Source organism: Nocardia sp. NPDC003693 (genome assembly GCF_053981095.1).
In genome coordinates this window covers 232,509-246,949 of sequence record NZ_JBSFNO010000005.1, presented here as the reverse complement: position 1 = coordinate 246,949, position 14,441 = coordinate 232,509, and the positions used below count along the sequence as shown (strand labels likewise).

The window sequence follows — 14,441 nt, the reverse complement described above, 5'->3', positions numbered from 1 at the left end:
TCGATTACCAGGCCCACCCGCGTACACCCCCCGGGGCGTGGCGAAGAGGCGACAGCGATGAATGTCGCACCGGCACCGGTGTTTACAGTGTCGGTGGAGCAACCATATAGGTCAGCTCGGGCCAGGCCTCGGACATGGGTACCCGCGGGCCGCGGCAGATCCAGATCGCCATGCCGAAATTCTGCCCGCCGATGCCCAGGGGATCGTGCACCCGGCGCGCGAGCGTGGTGTCGGTGAAGGCGGCCAGAAACTCGCGCTGCTCGCGCCCGGTCTCGTGCCCGACGTAGACGAACGTGCGGGTCGATTCCGGGGGCGGGCCGAATCCGGCGAAGCCGCGGTGCGGGCTGTACACCGGTGGGAGACGGCCGGATTGCCCGTAGTGATCGAGGGCGCCGGCCTGCCCGTAGGACGAGGCGACGAGCACGGTGCCGTCGGCGGGCAGGGTCGCGGTCACCTCCGATACCGCGTCGGCCAGGTCGGACCAGTAGTCGTTGCCGTAGTGCTGCAGCGCGCCCAGCGGCGGGGTGGGCGGTTCGACGATCCAGCTGCGCGGGAAGGGCAGCAGCGCCACGAACGCGGTCAGGGCGGCGGCGAGCACGGTCAGGGTGGTGAAGGTCCGCCGCCAGATCGCCCGCGCGCCCGCGGTTCCGAGCAGACCGGACAGCGTCGCCGCGCCGGCCCCGAACAGCGCGGGCAGCAGCCCGGCCACGTAGTAGGACCGGCCGTGCGCGGCGACCACCAGCACGAGCATGAGCGCGATGGTGACGAGCAGGAAGCGGTACGGCCGCAGGTCCGGAACCCGGGCGAGGCCGTAGAGACCGAGCAGGCCCAGCCCGCCGCCGAGGAATCCGGTGGTCACCATGATCGCGACCACCGTCGCCACCGTCGCGCTGTTCTCCTGTGCGATGGCGGAATTGGTGGCCAGCTGCGGCCAGTCGTGGGTGGCCTGCCACACCAGCGCGGGTGTCATGGACGCGGCGCCGATGAGCAGGCCGAGCCACAGGGCGGGACGGGCGAGGATCTCGCGCGGCCCGGCGGCCAGGACGCCGGCGCCGACGCAGGCGGCCAGCAGCAGCACGAGCCACTTGTCCTGGACGTCGATCGCCGCGGCCACCCCGGCGGCGAGCAGCAGCCGATCCCGGCGCACCCGCACCCAGCGGATCACCAGCCACAGGATCAGGGCCTGCAGGGCGATGTCGAACGAGACGCTGGTCAGCACGGTGAAGGCGAAGACCATCGGGGAGGCGCCGAAGCCCGCCGCGGCGAGCAGCTGCAGGCGGGGCCGGGCCCCGAGTTCGTAGGCCACCGCGCCCGCGAGGGTCGAGGCGACCACGAGCATGGCCAGACCCGGTATCCGCAGCACGAATTCCGAACCGGGCGCGATGAGATCGCACAGTCGCGCGATCAGCGGAACCAGCGGGCCGTTGTCGGCGTAGCTGACCGCGAGCCGCCGTCCGCAGGCCAGGTAGTACAGCTCGTCGCCCGCGTACTGGAAGCGGGCCGCGGAGACCGACCAGATCAGCGTGAGCACACCGGATACCAGCAGGACCCCGCGCCAGGCGAAACGTGGCGGCGCGACGGCCGGTGCCGGTGTTGCGGTGTGGGTGAGCGTCATCGAATCTCCGGGAGAGCGCACGGCGGTATTCACCGTCGTGCGGGTGCGGACCGTCAGCGGGTCCGGGTGATCTGGTCGTGCACCGCGGTGGCCACGGCGGCGTCGCCGGGCGGGGTGGGATGGAAGGGCAACCCGGACAGGGTGCTTCGCGGATCGAGGTAGTTGGTGTACCACGGGTCCGCCGAGCACAGGCCGTGGCCCGCGGTCGCCTGGAGCACGTCCACGAAGCCGATGCCGAGCAGGGCGGCGGCGTCGCGCTGGGCCGACTGCAGCCGGTTCCAGAACTCGACCATCGCGCGCGCCTGCGGCTGGACCCAGCGCACGGCGCCGAAGGCGTCGAAGCACCAGGCGGTGTCGCTCTCGGCCAGCACCTCGGGGTAGCCGACCAGCAGCACCTGGGCGTTGGGCGCGTAGTACTTCACGAAGTCGACGACCTTGCGAATCCGGTCGGCGTAGGCGGCGCCGTTGACCGCGTCCGGGTCGGGCCAGCGGCCCTCGGCGACCGCGTTCTCGTCGCAGCCCTGGACGACGTTGAAGACGCAGGTGAACACCATGTTCGCGGCGGGGGCGAGGGTGGCGTCACGCGGCCAGGAGTCGTTGAACCCCATCTGGATGGCGACCACCGCGGTCCGCGACCCGAAGGATCCGCTCTGCGCGGCGTTCAGGGTCTGCTGGGCCAGGGTGTAGCCGTCGCGGCCGCGGACCTCTTCCCCGGTCGAGGTGGTCGGGCCGGTGTCGATCGACGATCCCGAGCACGAGTTGTTCGTGAAGTCCTCGGCGCCGAGCCGTAGCCGCGCGGCGAGTTCGACCGGCCAGGAGGTGGGGCCGCGCAGGCACGAGGCCAGCCCGGTCTTCTCCGGATCGACGCACTTGACCAGTACCGCGTCGCAGGCGGGGTTGGCGGCGTACGAGTCGCCGAGCACCACGAGCGTCTTTCCCTCGGGGGCCGGATCCGCCCGGCCCACACCCGCATTCGGCACCGTGACCGCGAGCAGAGCAACGGCGGCGCACAACCACCGTTTACCGATGCCGAACATCAGACTTACCTCTCACCAACGCAACTTGCCGCACGCACCCTAGCGCGTCCCGGCACACCACCTCGAATCTTTGAAAATAATGCACTTCACCCAGGAAATGGGGGCTACCTCGTCCCGGTGCCCCGATCCTTTCGACCGGGCGCGGATCGCCCCGGCGGCGATCGTCTTTCCCAGGCACCATGAGGGACGTGACCATGTTCCGGTTGGCCGAACCACCCCTGTTCACCCGCCTGCGCGACGCGTCGACGATCCTGATCGCCGGCGCGGGCGGCGGGTTCGACGTCTACGGCGGATTACCGCTGGCGATCGCGCTGAGCGCACAGGGCAGGCGGGTGCACCTGGCGAATCTGTCCTTCAGCGACCTGCGCCGCACGCGGCTCGAGGACTGGCTCGCGCCCGGGGTCGCCGCCATCACACCCGACGCCGTCGGCAACGACGACTACTTCCCCGAACGCACCCTCGCCCGCTGGCTGGCGAGCACCGGCCGCGACGCCGTGGTCCACGCGTTCCCCAAATCCGGAGTGCGCCCGCTGCGTTCGGCCTACGCCGCCCTGATCGAGCAGCTCGGCATCGACGCCGTCGTGCTGATCGATGGGGGCACCGACATCCTGCTGCGCGGCGACGAGGCCGGGCTCGGCACCCCGCACGAGGACATGACCAGCCTCGCGGCGGTGGCGGGGCTGGACGGGGTGAACCGGCTCGTGGTGTCGATCGGCTTCGGCATCGACTCGTATCACGGTGTGTGCCATGCCCACGTGCTCGAGAATCTCGCGGCGCTGCAGCGGCGCAACGCCTTCCTCGGCGCGCTCTCGGTATCGCCGGACAGCGTCGAGGGCGCGGCGTACTGCGACGCGGTCGAACACGCGCTGGCGGCGACGCCGCTGCGGCCGAGCATCGTGCACTCGCAGATCGCGGCGGCCATCCGCGGGGAATTCGGGGACGTGCACGCCACCGGGCGCACCGGCGGATCCGAACTGTTCGTGAATCCGCTGATGGCCCTGTATCTGGCGGTCGACCTGCCCGCGCTCGCCGAGACGGTCGAGTATCTGCCGATGTTGGAGGGCACGGAGAAGATGCACGAGGTGGTGCGCATCATCGAAGCGCACCTGAGCGGGCGGCCCGCGCCGCGGCCGGCGGGGCCCATCCCGCACTGACGGGCGTATCCGGCCACCGCTCGATCTCCCCGCGGCGGCACCCCTCGGTAACCGGCCCTGCCACGGCCGATGCCGCCGCGGGGAGATCGAGTCCGGCAGCAGACTATGGGGTGGGAGGCCGGGGGCGCATGCCCCGAATTCCTCGGGCAGCGGCGGGCTACCGGGCGAGAGTGCGGAAAATGGGGCGGCCCGGCCTATTTCGATGGCCGGGCCGCGAAAGGGGCGGGAGCGCGGGCTACTTCACGGCAGCGCGGCGACGAGCTGCTCGACCTCCACGCGCGGGCCGGTGAAGAAGGGAATCTCCTCGCGGACGTGCAGGCGGGCCTCGGTGGCGCGCAGATCGCGCATCAGATCCACGATGCGGTGCAGCTCGGGCGCCTCGAAGGCCAGCAGCCACTCGTAGTCGCCGAGGGCGAACGAGGCCACGGTGTTGGCGCGGACATCGGGGTAACCGCGCGCGGCCTTGCCGTGATCGGCGAGCATCTTGCGCCGCTCCTCATCGGGCAGCAGGTACCACTCGTAGGAGCGCACGAACGGGTAGACGCAGATGTAATTGCCCGGCTCCTCGCCCGCCAGGAACGCCGGCACATGGCTCTTGTTGAATTCGGCGGGGCGATGCAGCGCGGCATTGCTCCACACCGGATTGCTGGCCCGGCCCAACTCGGTCACCCGGCGGAAGTCCGCGTAGGCGGCCTGAATCTCCTCGATCTTCTCCGCGTGCCACCAGATCATGAAATCGGCATCGGCGCGCATGCCCGCGACATCGTAGAGACCGCGCACCACCACACCGCGCTCATCGAGGGAATCGAAGAACTCGCGCGCCTCCTTGATGGCGGCCGTCCGATCATCACCCAGCACACCGGGCTCCACCTGGAACACCGAGAACATGAGGTAGCGGATGGTGTCGTTGAGGGCTTTGTAGTCGAGTCGCGCCATGCCCCCATCGTGCCATCGCGGTTCAGCGCCGTCGGCGGCGGTCCCATACCAGACAGAGCGCCGCCAGGATCAGCATCGGCACCACCGCGACCAGCGCGAGCAGAAACGGCGGCGCGGTCGTCGGCGGGGCGAAGGCCAGGATCCCGCCACCGGCCATGAGCAGGCCGATCACCAGCAGGTGCCCGAGCCAGCCGACGAGCAGGCCGAAGCCGAGCTGCCGGGGCAGACCTCGGAAAGCCATGAGCACGAGGGGAACTCCGATCTGGCCCAGGAGCCAGACCGGATCCACGCTGAAGGGCACGCCCAGGTGCTCGGCATTGCGCCAGTAGAGCTCGAAGGCGACGATCGCGCTCAGGAAACCGGCGGGACCGAACCAGGACGGAGAGGCCGGCGCGGTCATTCGAACAGCACCCACTGCGCGAGGACGAGCACGTCCACGGCGAGTGCCACGGCCAGCCCGCGAACGGCGGAACCACCGAACCGATACAGCAGGCCGGCCAGCACAGCGGCGCCCAGCAGCAACGCGGGCCGGACGGCCCCGGCGGCGCTCACACCGGAGCGTTCCGCGATCAATTCACAGGTCACCAGCACGACCGTCAGCGCAGCGAAGACCACCGGAAAGCTCATCGTCGCCACCGTCCACACCGTGCGATCGCGCAGCACCTCCCAGCGCGGCGAGCGTTCGAGCGCCTCGGACACCATTCGTCTCTCCTCCCCCGCGGTCGTCATCGCCCGCGATACTGCCTGATATCGCACACCGGCACACCGGCGTTCACGCCGTGTCACCGGCCTGGGCCGCCCAGGAATCGATGAGCCGGCGCAGACCGTCGCGAAACACGCTCGCATCGGTGATCGCCGCCATCACCCCGTCCAGATTGCCCGAGAGCAGCGGAAACTCCTCGGGATCCAACGCCGCCAGCGCCGAACGAGTGCGCAGGCGAACGGCTTTCGCATCGTGCAACTCCACCAGGGCCGCACAGCCGAGGGTGTACAGGTACAGCTGGTGATAGGCGCGCAGGGCAGCGGGCATGGGCAGGCCGATCGAGAGATTATCGGCCAGTTGCGGTTCGGACAGGCGGGCGAGCAGGCGCGGGCCCAGCAGCGGCCGGGTTCCGCGCAGCAGCACCAGCCCGGGGCGCGCGGCGAGCAGATCGTGCCAGGCCGTGAAACGCGCTTCGGTGCGCTCGGACCAGGTACCGGCTTGGGGATCGAGCTCCGGCAGACCCTCGGCCAGATGATCGGCGAGCAGATCCAGTAGACCCGAGAAATCACCGCCGCCGCGCCGCACCACCGTGGTGTGCGACACGTGCAGATACGCCGCGATGGACCGGAAACTGAGCTGCGCGGCCCCGCGCGCCTCGATGATCGCCAGCCCGGCGCGGGCGATGGCTTCCGGCGTTGCCTCTTCGAGCGACTTCGAGGTCCTGGGCATGCAACCAGCGTAAGTTACAGTGTAACTATTCAGTGCATCGGTCCGGGGCCAGTCGTGTGTCCGCACAACGGAACCGCGCAACCCTCGGAGCGCTTATCCCGACCGACCCGTGAAGGACACGCAGTGCAACCGACCTACGCCGACGTGAAAGCGGCCGCCGATCGCATCTCCGGCCACATCCGCCCGGTACTGCTCGCACCCATGGATTCGGGCGGTGACATCGGCCAGATCTGGCTCGCACTCGAACAGCTGCAGCACGGGGGCAGCTTCAAGGCCCGGGGTGCGCTGAACTTCACACTGGCACACCGGGAATCGGGCGCACTGCCCCGCACGGGCGTGACCATCGCCTCCGGCGGCAATGCCGGAGTGGCGTGCGCGTGGGCCGCGCGCAAGGTGGATTCCGCCGCCACCGTCTTCCTGCCCGCCACCGCACCGGCGGTGAAGGTGGCGCGCCTGCGCGAACTCGGAGCGCAGGTCCTCACCGGCGGCGATTCCTACGCCGACGCGGCAGCGGAATGCGAACGGTACGCGGCGGTTTCCGGCGCACTGCGCTCCCACGCGTACGACGACCCGTACATCGCGGCGGGAGCGGGCACACTGCTGGACGAAATCATCGACCAGATACCGGATCTCGACACCATCGTCATCGCGGTCGGCGGCGGCGGACTGCTCGCCGGCGTGGCCACTGCGGCCGCGCACCACGGCATTCGTGTCATCGCCGCCGAGCCGGAGAACTGCCGGGCCTTCAATGCCGCACTGGCGGTGGGCCATCCGGTCGACGTGACCGTCGATTCGATAGCGGCCGACTCCCTCGGCGCACGCCGCACCTCCGAACTCGCCCTCGCGGCCGCGCGCGCGGCGGACATCCGATCGGTGCTGGTGAGCGACGAGCAGATCATCGCCGCACGCCGAACCCTGTGGAACACATACCGGCTCGCGGTCGAGCACGCGGCGGGCACGGCACTGGCGGCGGTGCTGTCGGGGGCGTACGTGCCCGCGGCGAACGAGCGCATCGCCATCGTGCTGTGCGGTGGCAACACCGATACCGGCGACCTGTCGTAGGGGTCGCGAACGAGGCCGGGGCGCAGTGCGCGAATGTGGTTGTGCCGCTGGACTACAGCAAGCCGGACGGGCGCACGCCGGCGGTTCGGCGCAGTGCGTCTACGACGCGGGATTCGAACCGCCGGATGACCTCAGCCCAGATGCGCGGCGATGCGATCGGCGGCGGCAGCGCCGGAGGCCGCGCACGCGGGCACACCCACCCCGTCCAGATACGAGCCGGCCAGCGCCAGACCGGCCAGTCCGGCAGTGGCGGTGCGCAAATCGGCGATCCGCCGCGTGTGACCGGGAGCGTACTGGGGCAGTCCGCCGGGCCAGCGCTGCACCACCGCGCTCAGAGGCGCGATGACCGCGCCGGTCACGGTGGTGAGATCGGCCACGGCGGCGGCGATCAGATCGGCATCCGAGCGGGACAGCGTCACATCCTCGCCGAAGCGGCCGAACGACGCCCGCACCAGGGCGACATCGCGCTGCGCCAAATGCGGCCATTTGCGGCTGGAGAGGGTGAAAGCCTTGGCGCTCAACGATTCATCGGTGGCCACCAGAATGCCGGAATTCTCGGGCAGTTCGGTCTCGCGCGGCAGCGCCAGGGCGACAACGGCCGACGACGACAGCTCGATGCCGCCCGCGAGATCCGCCGCCTCGGGAGCGACCGCACGCAGCAGCGCGGCGGTGACGGGAGCGGGAGTGGCGAGGATCACCGCATCCACCGCGCCCACCGGATCCAGCTGCCAGCCCGTGGAGGTCCGAGTGAGACCGATTGCCTCGGTGTGGATTTCGACCTTCGCATCCGCGGCCGCGCGCAGGGCCTCCAGGAGTACGCGGTAGCCATCGCGGATACCGCCGAAAACCGGAGTGGTGGAGGGCGGGGGAAGCGCATCGGCCACCGCCCGCGTGAGACTGCTCGCGCCGGCATCCAGCGCGGCGGCCAGCGTCGGGAGCGCGGCCCGCACGCCGATCGAATCGGCGGTACCCGCGTAGACGCCGCCGAGCAGCGGATCGACACTGCGGCGCACCACCTGTTCGCCGAATCGATCGGCCACCAGGGCGCCGACGGAGATATCCGCACCCGGCTGCCACTCGAGGGGCCTGTCCGATTCGGCGGCTATACGCGCGACGGTCTCGGCGTCGACCAGACCCGCCACCGCCTCCGCGGTCGCGGGAATGCCCATCAGCGTGGCCGCGGGCAGCTGATGAGCCCGCCCGCCGGACCAGACCAGGGGGCGGCGGCCGGCGGGGTAGACGAGCTGGTCCTCGATTCCCAGCTCGCGCATCAAGGTGGGAATTTCCGGGCGGCGGCCGACGAATGCCTCGGCTCCCAGATCCACGGGATCGCCCTCGATGTCGGCGGTGTGCAGGATGCCGCCTATGCGGTCGCGGCGCTCGATCAGGAGTAGTTCGGGGGCGGGGCCGAGGATGGTGCGCAGGCGGTAGGCGGCGGTGAGGCCGGTGATTCCGGTGCCTACTATCGCGATGCGCATCGGGGGGCTCCTCGGGGTGGGGGGTGGGTTCGAAACTACTCCGGGAGGGTCGGGGTGAATTCGGGGGTGTGGGAGTCGGTGGGCAACGGAGTTCCAGCGGACGCGCGTTTCAGAGCTATGGCTGCGGTTGGGTGCCTGATTGGGGAGGACGCCTCGATAACGGAGAACCAGCGTCGGCGCGTTGGGAACTCGACTGCGGTTGGGAGCCCTACCGCAGGAAAGACGACTAGAAAACGGAGTAACAGCGGGGGCACGTTGGGAGACTCGGCGGCGGTTGGGTGACCTACCGGCGAAAGGACGCCTGGATAACGGAGTACCAGCCGGGGCCTGTTGGGTGCCTCGACTGCGGTGCCAGCCCTACCGGGCTGATAGATGGGATCGAAGCCATTGGATGCGTGGCCGAGTTCCGAAAGCCTGTACCGGACAAGGCAATCACCGCCTGGGACATAACCCGAATTCGATGATGACGAGTCTTTGTCGGTAAGGCTCGAGAAAGTTCCCACGGCCAGTCTGCCAGGCTGGGAGGGTGAAGACGCTGCCAGCTGGGGAGCGACGGCCGGGTACGGCAGGCGAAGTGACCAGCACTGCCGCATGATCTTTGTCCCGCTCTCCCGAACCCCGCTGGAAATGGCGGGTCGAGTGTCGGATTGGGCTACGAAGGCCACGGGCGTGAACACGGTTCGCGTCTTCATCTGTCTGCCGCTGCGTTAGCAGCGCCACCGGGCAGGGATACCCGGTATCCGAGGATGATGACGGAAATTCACACGTGGCCTACGAGCTCGGTCGATGTGTGGTGGAGGAATCCAGCCCGTCTTGCCCGGATTCTCCGAATCCTCATCCATCACAACCGTTTCCCACCCGTTCGGGCCGGTATTGACCTGCGCGTGGCAGGCATCGCACGCGAAGGTCAGGTTCTCGATGTCCGTTTCGCCGCCATCGGACCATTCTCGGATGTGGTGCACGGCCGAGCGGCTCGCTGGCGCGTCGCATCCCGGGCGAGTGCATCCCCGCTCGGTGGCGGTGAGCGCCAGGCGCTGGGCGGGGTTGGCAAGGCGTTGTCCCCGGGACAGATGGAGTGGTCGGCCGTTGCGGTCGACCACCAGCAGGTACGGGGTGCAATTCTTGGACACCTCGAGCGCCTGGGTGATCGACATCGTCCCGCCGGTCGCGGTTGTCGCGACCCCGGCGCGGCGCTCGAGGTCCTCGATGCTCATGGTGATGATCGTCGAGACCGGCAGCCCGCGATGCGATCCCAGCTTCGTAGGTCCCATGTCCGGGCGCATGAACACAAGCAGTGCGTCGTGATTGCGCTGATCGGCGGTCCGGTGATCGCGCTTGGCGGCCGCGCGCAGCTTCGCACGAGCCGCGGCACGGGCACGCTCGGCCGGGGTCAGCGAAGCATCATCGGCCTTGGCGTCATCACCGGTGTCGTCGCCGTCGTCGAGTTCGGTATCGAGACCGAGTTCAGCGGTGGTCCACGGGCTTTCGGGGTCATCCGGGTTGCACATGCCCGGGCGGCCGAATTTCTCGAACATCGGGATCATCACCGCACCCAACTGCGGGGTCAGGAAACCCGAGATCGGATACATGCCGTCGATGCGCTGATGCCCGATCTTGATGCCCCGGACTCGCTGCTGGTCCCTGCCCTCGATCAGGCGACCATCCGGGTCGATGTGCGCCAGGAGCCGGACACCGAGCTTGGTCACGCCCTTCGGGTCGACTTGGCGGGCATAAGAGGACAGGTGCTGTTCGGCGTAGTCCTTGACTTCCGGACCGGCGGCGTCGGGGATCTGCTTCATCGCATCGTCGATGGCCTTGATGTGATCGGCCGAGACCTGCCCGGCCCGTTGCGCTGCGGCCACGAGCGGCAGCACCGGCGGGCGAGTACTCGAACCCACCGACACTGTCGACAGCAGATCAGCGTTACGAACACGGGCGGCGGCCTCGGCGTACGACAGTCGCAAAGTTTGCTGCAGGAACAGGATCGGGCTCTTCACGCCGGCCTTGGAGGGCAGGTTACGTGCCCCGGCTTCGAGTGCGCACCGCTGTTTCACGGCCTCGAGTTTGCGGAAGCTGATTTCGAGCTTCTGCAGGAACTCGGTGAACTCGCCGTCACCCAATGAGTACATCGGCAATTCGAGCAGGTTCTCCACCGCGGCGGCGAGTGCGTCGGCACTCTGCGCGATTGTGGGTACCTCTCCCGAATCCATACCTCTATTCTACGCCTTCATAGCAAGCATGAATAGCCCAATTCCATTGGGATACAGGACTATTCAGACAATCGAACTGCTCTTATCTGAACTACTCGCGCAGGAATAATGACCGTTCATCACGACCGCCCCACGAAATTCGTCCAGCCCCAGCAGAACTCTGACAGTCGCACTCCCGAAAGCCTTACTCGCAACTCGTGGCAGCTCAGCAGGAAAATTCGAACGGTGCACTACGACAACCCCGTTGGTAGAGACATACGTCTTGTCACAGACCGTAGCGGCGCAGTTTCCGCCCGCTTTTCCGGCGAGATCGACGACGATGGTTCCGGGCCGCACGCGGGTGAGAGCCTTGTGGCCCACCAGCAGCGGCGCCAGTGTGCCGCGTCCGGCGGCCGTGACGATCAGGGCCGGGGAAACACGGGCCAGCAGATCGGCGACCGCCTCCGGATCTGCCGCCAGCTGAAATTCGCCCGCACCGCGCTCGAGCGCGTGAGGTCCCTGCACCAGCCGGGAGCCGGCCGCCACCGTCCGGTCACCGTGCCGAGCGGACTCGGCAACGGCGGCGAGTCCGGCCTGACCACAGCCGACCACGACCGTGGTGAACGAACCGTCGCCTTGTTCTCGAGCCAGGGCACGGCCTTCGCGGTAGGCCACCGCGCCCGCGATTCTGCTCATCGCCGACAGCGGATCCCGGCCCAGCGGGTCGGAGATGAGCTCGAAGGCAAGCGATTCCACTCCCCCGGCCCACAACCGTTCGATGTGATCGCGGCGGCGCACCGGATCCTGGAAGCCCACCACCATCTGGCCCGGGCGCAGTGGCATCGAATGCAGGTCGTACGCGGGTGGTTTCACCCAGGCGATCACGTCACAGCTGTCGACGACGCGCGCGGGGTCCGGGGCCGTAATCCCACCGGCGGCGACGTACTCCGCATCAGCGAATCCGGCGGACTCCCCGGCACAGCGCTCCACGACGACACCCATTCCCCCGGCCGTCAGCGCGTGCACGTCCGGCGGAGTGAGGGCGACCCGCGACTCGCGTGCCGCCGTCTCCCGGAGGACCCCGACGATCATGCGGGAACGGGTATCCGGCGCTCCGGCACCGTGTGTGCGCGGCCGGTCGTCACCCGCTGGAGCAGCCCTTCGAGGCGATCGAAGAGCTCGCCGACCAGGTCCGGCGACTCCAGGCCGGGACCCGGGCGCGGCGCGACCACGTTGAAGCGGACGCCGAGGCGGGAGGAACCGGTGCGGTACAGGGCTACGCACTCGATCCCGGCCTCGGTGAGCAGCAGCCGTTCCAGCTCCGCGCTCGTGCGCACCCGGGCCGAATTCAGCGGCCCAGGTGCGAATTCCACCGTCAGGAACATGCCGTCGGCACTGCCGAGCGGCCGGAGCAGGGTGCTGCCGGCGCGGGCGTTGATGCCCGCCACCAGGTCGCGGGCGTGTTCGACGCGGCGGCGCAACAGGTCTCGGTTCGCGGCGAGGTACTCGGGGGTGGTGTGTTCGAGCACCGCGCGGACGAGGTGCGTGCTCTCGCGCTGGAACGACACCCGCAGCCGCGCCTCGATCCGGGCCAGCCACTCGCTGTCGCCGGTGCAGGCCGCGCCGAGTTTGCAGGGACCGAAGGCGTTGAACGCCTTCGAGTTTCCGGTGATGGTCAGGACCCTGTCGTACAGGCGGACGGGACCGCCGGGAGTCGGGACCGTCAGCGCCGCTATCGGCACGTGGGTGGCGCTCAGCAGATCGAAGGACATGTCGCAGATCACCGGAACCCGGGCGGACGCGAGTACCCGGCCGATCGCGATCAGCTCGTCGGACGTGTACTCGGTCAGGACGGGATTGCCGGGCAGAGTGAGCAGGACGCCGCACAGATTCCCCTGGCGCGCATGCAGATCCAGGCAGCGCTCCAGCGCCACGGGATCGATGGCGAATCTGTCGTCCGCGGTCGCGGGGCTCGACACCATGCGCATGCCGAACTTGGCGACGTGGGACTCCGCGTTCTTGTAGTAGCCCTCGGGGCACACCAGCACACCGCCGGGGCGGGCCAGGGTCGCCAGCGCCTCCTCCAGCAGAACCGTGCTCGAGTACGGGGAGACGATCACCTCACCGGGATCGACCCGCACCCCGGGCAGGCCCCGGCCGGGGGCGCTCAGCCGCTGGAAGAGCCGCTCGGCGGCCAGGTTTCGCAGGATCAGCGGCTGATGCTTGTCGTACAGATCGCGGTCGCGGTACTCGGGGCCGTGGTCGCCGGTCATGATCTCGTGCCACGCGGTGTCCAGCGCCCGCGCGGCGGACGGATCCAGGCGCAGGCCGGTCTCACCGTGGTAGGCGTCGATGACTCCGCGATAGACGTGCGACAGGCCGGAGATCCGGGATCGCGCGCCGAGGAACTCGAGCGCGCGGGCGTCCAGGGCGGACGACGCGGCGATGGGTTCGATCACCGGCCGGCACCGCCGTGCTCGGAATCCGAACCTGCCTGCTCCCAGGCCCGGCGCAACGCCGCGCGGAACAGACCCTGCCCCTTCTCGTCCAGCTGCTGATACACGGCCAGCTCCGGCAGGCGCACGATGTCGTTGATATCGACCAGCTTGCCGGACGCCCGGAAGCCGGCCAGCTTGTCGAATCCCCGGATCGCGAACTGGATGTCGTGCTTGAGCGCGGAGAAGCGGGTCGCGCTGCGTTCGCGGCGGGAGAAGTCGTAGTCGCCTCGGACCACGTACCCGTCGTCGACGACCAGCATGCTCGGCGCGTTCGGCGCGAAGCGGCGATCGACCAGGCTCGCGTCGACGCCGGCCTGCGCCTGGCGCCACAGGCCGATGCCGTAGGCGAACACGTCCTCGATGGCGTCGACCACGTAGAGCCGCCGCACCGAGACCCCGGCCTGTGCCAGGCGCACGATCTCCTGCAGGTACTCGTCGCCGACATCGCCGGTGATGGTCCCGAGGTCGGCGGTCTGGATGGCGCGCACCGACGTGCGCGCGCGGCGCAGCACGGTGAGCCAGTCGTGCACCGTATTCCACTCGCGCACCTGCGCATTGCCCGAGGGCACCTGCTGCAGCACCTCTTCGGCCTGTTCCAGCTGACGCTCGGCGATCTCGCGCAGTGGAACGTACGGCTCGGGAATCGCGGCGGCGTCGATGAGGTTCTGCGCGATCGCCATGGCGCGCGCGACCGCGACGGGGTCCTTGCCGAGCAGCACGTTGAACTGCATGCGCAGCTCGTTGGACGCCCGATCGGTGTCCTGTGCGCCGGGGGCCGAGAGCGCCTCGCCCAGTAGCGAACTCAGATGCTCGCGCACGTCCTGCGGGGGGATGCGGGTGCCGTTCTCGATCTGCTGGATGAGACTGCGTGAACGGCCGACCCCGGCCGCGAGGTCGGCCTGGGTCAGCCCGCGCTCCTTGCGTAGCCGGCGGATGACCTGGCCGATCTGCTCCTCACCCGCGGGCGAGTCGGACATAGCGCTTCTCCCATTCGTGTCGTGTGCATGATGCGACCAGTGCCACGCTGGGACAGAGTCTAA

Annotated in this window: 13 protein-coding genes; 2 read left to right on the top strand and 11 right to left on the bottom strand. The window is 69.2% G+C overall.

Annotation, left to right across the window (positions count from 1 at the left end; all coding sequences use genetic code 11):
• Window positions 1–82 precede the first annotated feature (82 nt).
• A complete protein-coding gene (locus ACWDOP_RS09270) occupies window positions 83–1,615 on the bottom strand; it encodes a glycosyltransferase family 39 protein (protein WP_456344652.1) in 1,533 nt (510 codons plus the stop codon).
• 53 nt (window positions 1,616–1,668) lie between these two features.
• On the bottom strand, window positions 1,669–2,652 hold the full coding sequence (locus ACWDOP_RS09265; protein ID WP_454201961.1) for an SGNH/GDSL hydrolase family protein: 984 nt from the start codon (window positions 2,650–2,652) through the stop codon (window positions 1,669–1,671).
• Window positions 2,653–2,846: 194 nt separating this feature from the next.
• Between ACWDOP_RS09265 and ACWDOP_RS09260 the strand changes: the two genes are divergently transcribed.
• Window positions 2,847–3,806, top strand: coding sequence for a DUF1152 domain-containing protein (locus tag ACWDOP_RS09260; RefSeq protein WP_454202266.1), 960 nt, complete (start codon window positions 2,847–2,849; stop codon window positions 3,804–3,806).
• A gap of 240 nt (window positions 3,807–4,046) precedes the next feature.
• Here the strand turns inward: ACWDOP_RS09260 and hemQ are convergent, their stop codons facing one another.
• The 4 genes from hemQ to ACWDOP_RS09240 form a co-directional block, all read right to left on the bottom strand.
• Window positions 4,047–4,742, bottom strand: a complete 696-nt coding sequence (gene hemQ, locus ACWDOP_RS09255) for a hydrogen peroxide-dependent heme synthase (RefSeq protein ID WP_456344651.1) — start codon at window positions 4,740–4,742, stop codon at window positions 4,047–4,049.
• 22 nt (window positions 4,743–4,764) lie between these two features.
• Window positions 4,765–5,142 carry a hypothetical protein gene (locus ACWDOP_RS09250; RefSeq protein WP_456344650.1) on the bottom strand — a complete coding sequence of 126 codons (378 nt, stop codon included), beginning with the start codon at window positions 5,140–5,142 and terminating at the stop codon, window positions 4,765–4,767.
• Window positions 5,139–5,444, bottom strand: a complete 306-nt coding sequence (locus ACWDOP_RS09245; RefSeq protein WP_456344649.1) for a hypothetical protein — start codon at window positions 5,442–5,444, stop codon at window positions 5,139–5,141. Before ACWDOP_RS09245 ends, ACWDOP_RS09250 begins: the two co-directional genes overlap by 4 nt.
• A 70-nt stretch (window positions 5,445–5,514) precedes the next feature.
• Window positions 5,515–6,174 carry a TetR/AcrR family transcriptional regulator C-terminal domain-containing protein gene (locus tag ACWDOP_RS09240; protein ID WP_456344648.1) on the bottom strand — a complete coding sequence of 220 codons (660 nt, stop codon included), beginning with the start codon at window positions 6,172–6,174 and terminating at the stop codon, window positions 5,515–5,517.
• 123 nt (window positions 6,175–6,297) lie between these two features.
• Here ACWDOP_RS09240 and ACWDOP_RS09235 point away from each other — a divergent pair, with 123 nt between their 5' ends.
• Window positions 6,298–7,236: a threonine/serine dehydratase gene (locus ACWDOP_RS09235; RefSeq protein ID WP_456344647.1), complete on the top strand. Its 939-nt coding sequence runs from the start codon at window positions 6,298–6,300 to the stop codon at window positions 7,234–7,236.
• A 131-nt stretch (window positions 7,237–7,367) separates the two neighbouring features.
• Here ACWDOP_RS09235 and ACWDOP_RS09230 read toward each other — a convergent pair whose 3' ends face one another.
• From ACWDOP_RS09230 to ACWDOP_RS09210, 5 genes are all read right to left on the bottom strand, one after another.
• Window positions 7,368–8,714 carry a protoporphyrinogen oxidase gene (locus ACWDOP_RS09230; protein ID WP_456344646.1) on the bottom strand — a complete coding sequence of 449 codons (1,347 nt, stop codon included), beginning with the start codon at window positions 8,712–8,714 and terminating at the stop codon, window positions 7,368–7,370.
• A gap of 707 nt (window positions 8,715–9,421) precedes the next feature.
• Window positions 9,422–10,924, bottom strand: a complete 1,503-nt coding sequence (locus tag ACWDOP_RS09225; RefSeq protein ID WP_456344645.1) for a DUF222 domain-containing protein — start codon at window positions 10,922–10,924, stop codon at window positions 9,422–9,424.
• A 63-nt stretch (window positions 10,925–10,987) separates the two neighbouring features.
• Window positions 10,988–11,995, bottom strand: a complete 1,008-nt coding sequence (locus tag ACWDOP_RS09220) for a hypothetical protein (protein WP_456344644.1) — start codon at window positions 11,993–11,995, stop codon at window positions 10,988–10,990.
• Window positions 11,992–13,362 carry a pyridoxal phosphate-dependent aminotransferase gene (locus ACWDOP_RS09215; RefSeq protein ID WP_456344643.1) on the bottom strand — a complete coding sequence of 457 codons (1,371 nt, stop codon included), beginning with the start codon at window positions 13,360–13,362 and terminating at the stop codon, window positions 11,992–11,994. Before ACWDOP_RS09215 ends, ACWDOP_RS09220 begins: the two co-directional genes overlap by 4 nt.
• Entirely contained in the window at window positions 13,359–14,378 is a 1,020-nt protein-coding gene (locus ACWDOP_RS09210; protein ID WP_456344642.1) for a helix-turn-helix domain-containing protein, read from the bottom strand. The genes ACWDOP_RS09215 and ACWDOP_RS09210 overlap by 4 nt, the downstream gene beginning before the upstream one ends.
• Window positions 14,379–14,441 lie beyond the last annotated feature (63 nt).

What these genes read in the sequence shown, in the direction of transcription:
- ACWDOP_RS09210 (WP_456344642.1), bottom strand. Translation starts at nt 14,378, where the DNA reads ATGTCCGACTCGCCCGCGGGTGAGGAGCAGATCGGCCAGGTCATCCGC.
- ACWDOP_RS09270 (WP_456344652.1), bottom strand. Translation starts at nt 1,615, where the DNA reads ATGACGCTCACCCACACCGCAACACCGGCACCGGCCGTCGCGCCGCCA.
- ACWDOP_RS09220 (WP_456344644.1), bottom strand. Translation starts at nt 11,995, where the DNA reads ATGATCGTCGGGGTCCTCCGGGAGACGGCGGCACGCGAGTCGCGGGTC.
- ACWDOP_RS09250 (WP_456344650.1), bottom strand. Translation starts at nt 5,142, where the DNA reads ATGACCGCGCCGGCCTCTCCGTCCTGGTTCGGTCCCGCCGGTTTCCTG.
- ACWDOP_RS09265 (WP_454201961.1), bottom strand. Translation starts at nt 2,652, where the DNA reads ATGTTCGGCATCGGTAAACGGTGGTTGTGCGCCGCCGTTGCTCTGCTC.
- hemQ (WP_456344651.1), bottom strand. Translation starts at nt 4,742, where the DNA reads ATGGCGCGACTCGACTACAAAGCCCTCAACGACACCATCCGCTACCTC.
- ACWDOP_RS09260 (WP_454202266.1), top strand. Translation starts at nt 2,847, where the DNA reads ATGTTCCGGTTGGCCGAACCACCCCTGTTCACCCGCCTGCGCGACGCG.
- ACWDOP_RS09240 (WP_456344648.1), bottom strand. Translation starts at nt 6,174, where the DNA reads ATGCCCAGGACCTCGAAGTCGCTCGAAGAGGCAACGCCGGAAGCCATC.
- ACWDOP_RS09245 (WP_456344649.1), bottom strand. Translation starts at nt 5,444, where the DNA reads ATGGTGTCCGAGGCGCTCGAACGCTCGCCGCGCTGGGAGGTGCTGCGC.
- ACWDOP_RS09230 (WP_456344646.1), bottom strand. Translation starts at nt 8,714, where the DNA reads ATGCGCATCGCGATAGTAGGCACCGGAATCACCGGCCTCACCGCCGCC.
- ACWDOP_RS09225 (WP_456344645.1), bottom strand. Translation starts at nt 10,924, where the DNA reads ATGGATTCGGGAGAGGTACCCACAATCGCGCAGAGTGCCGACGCACTC.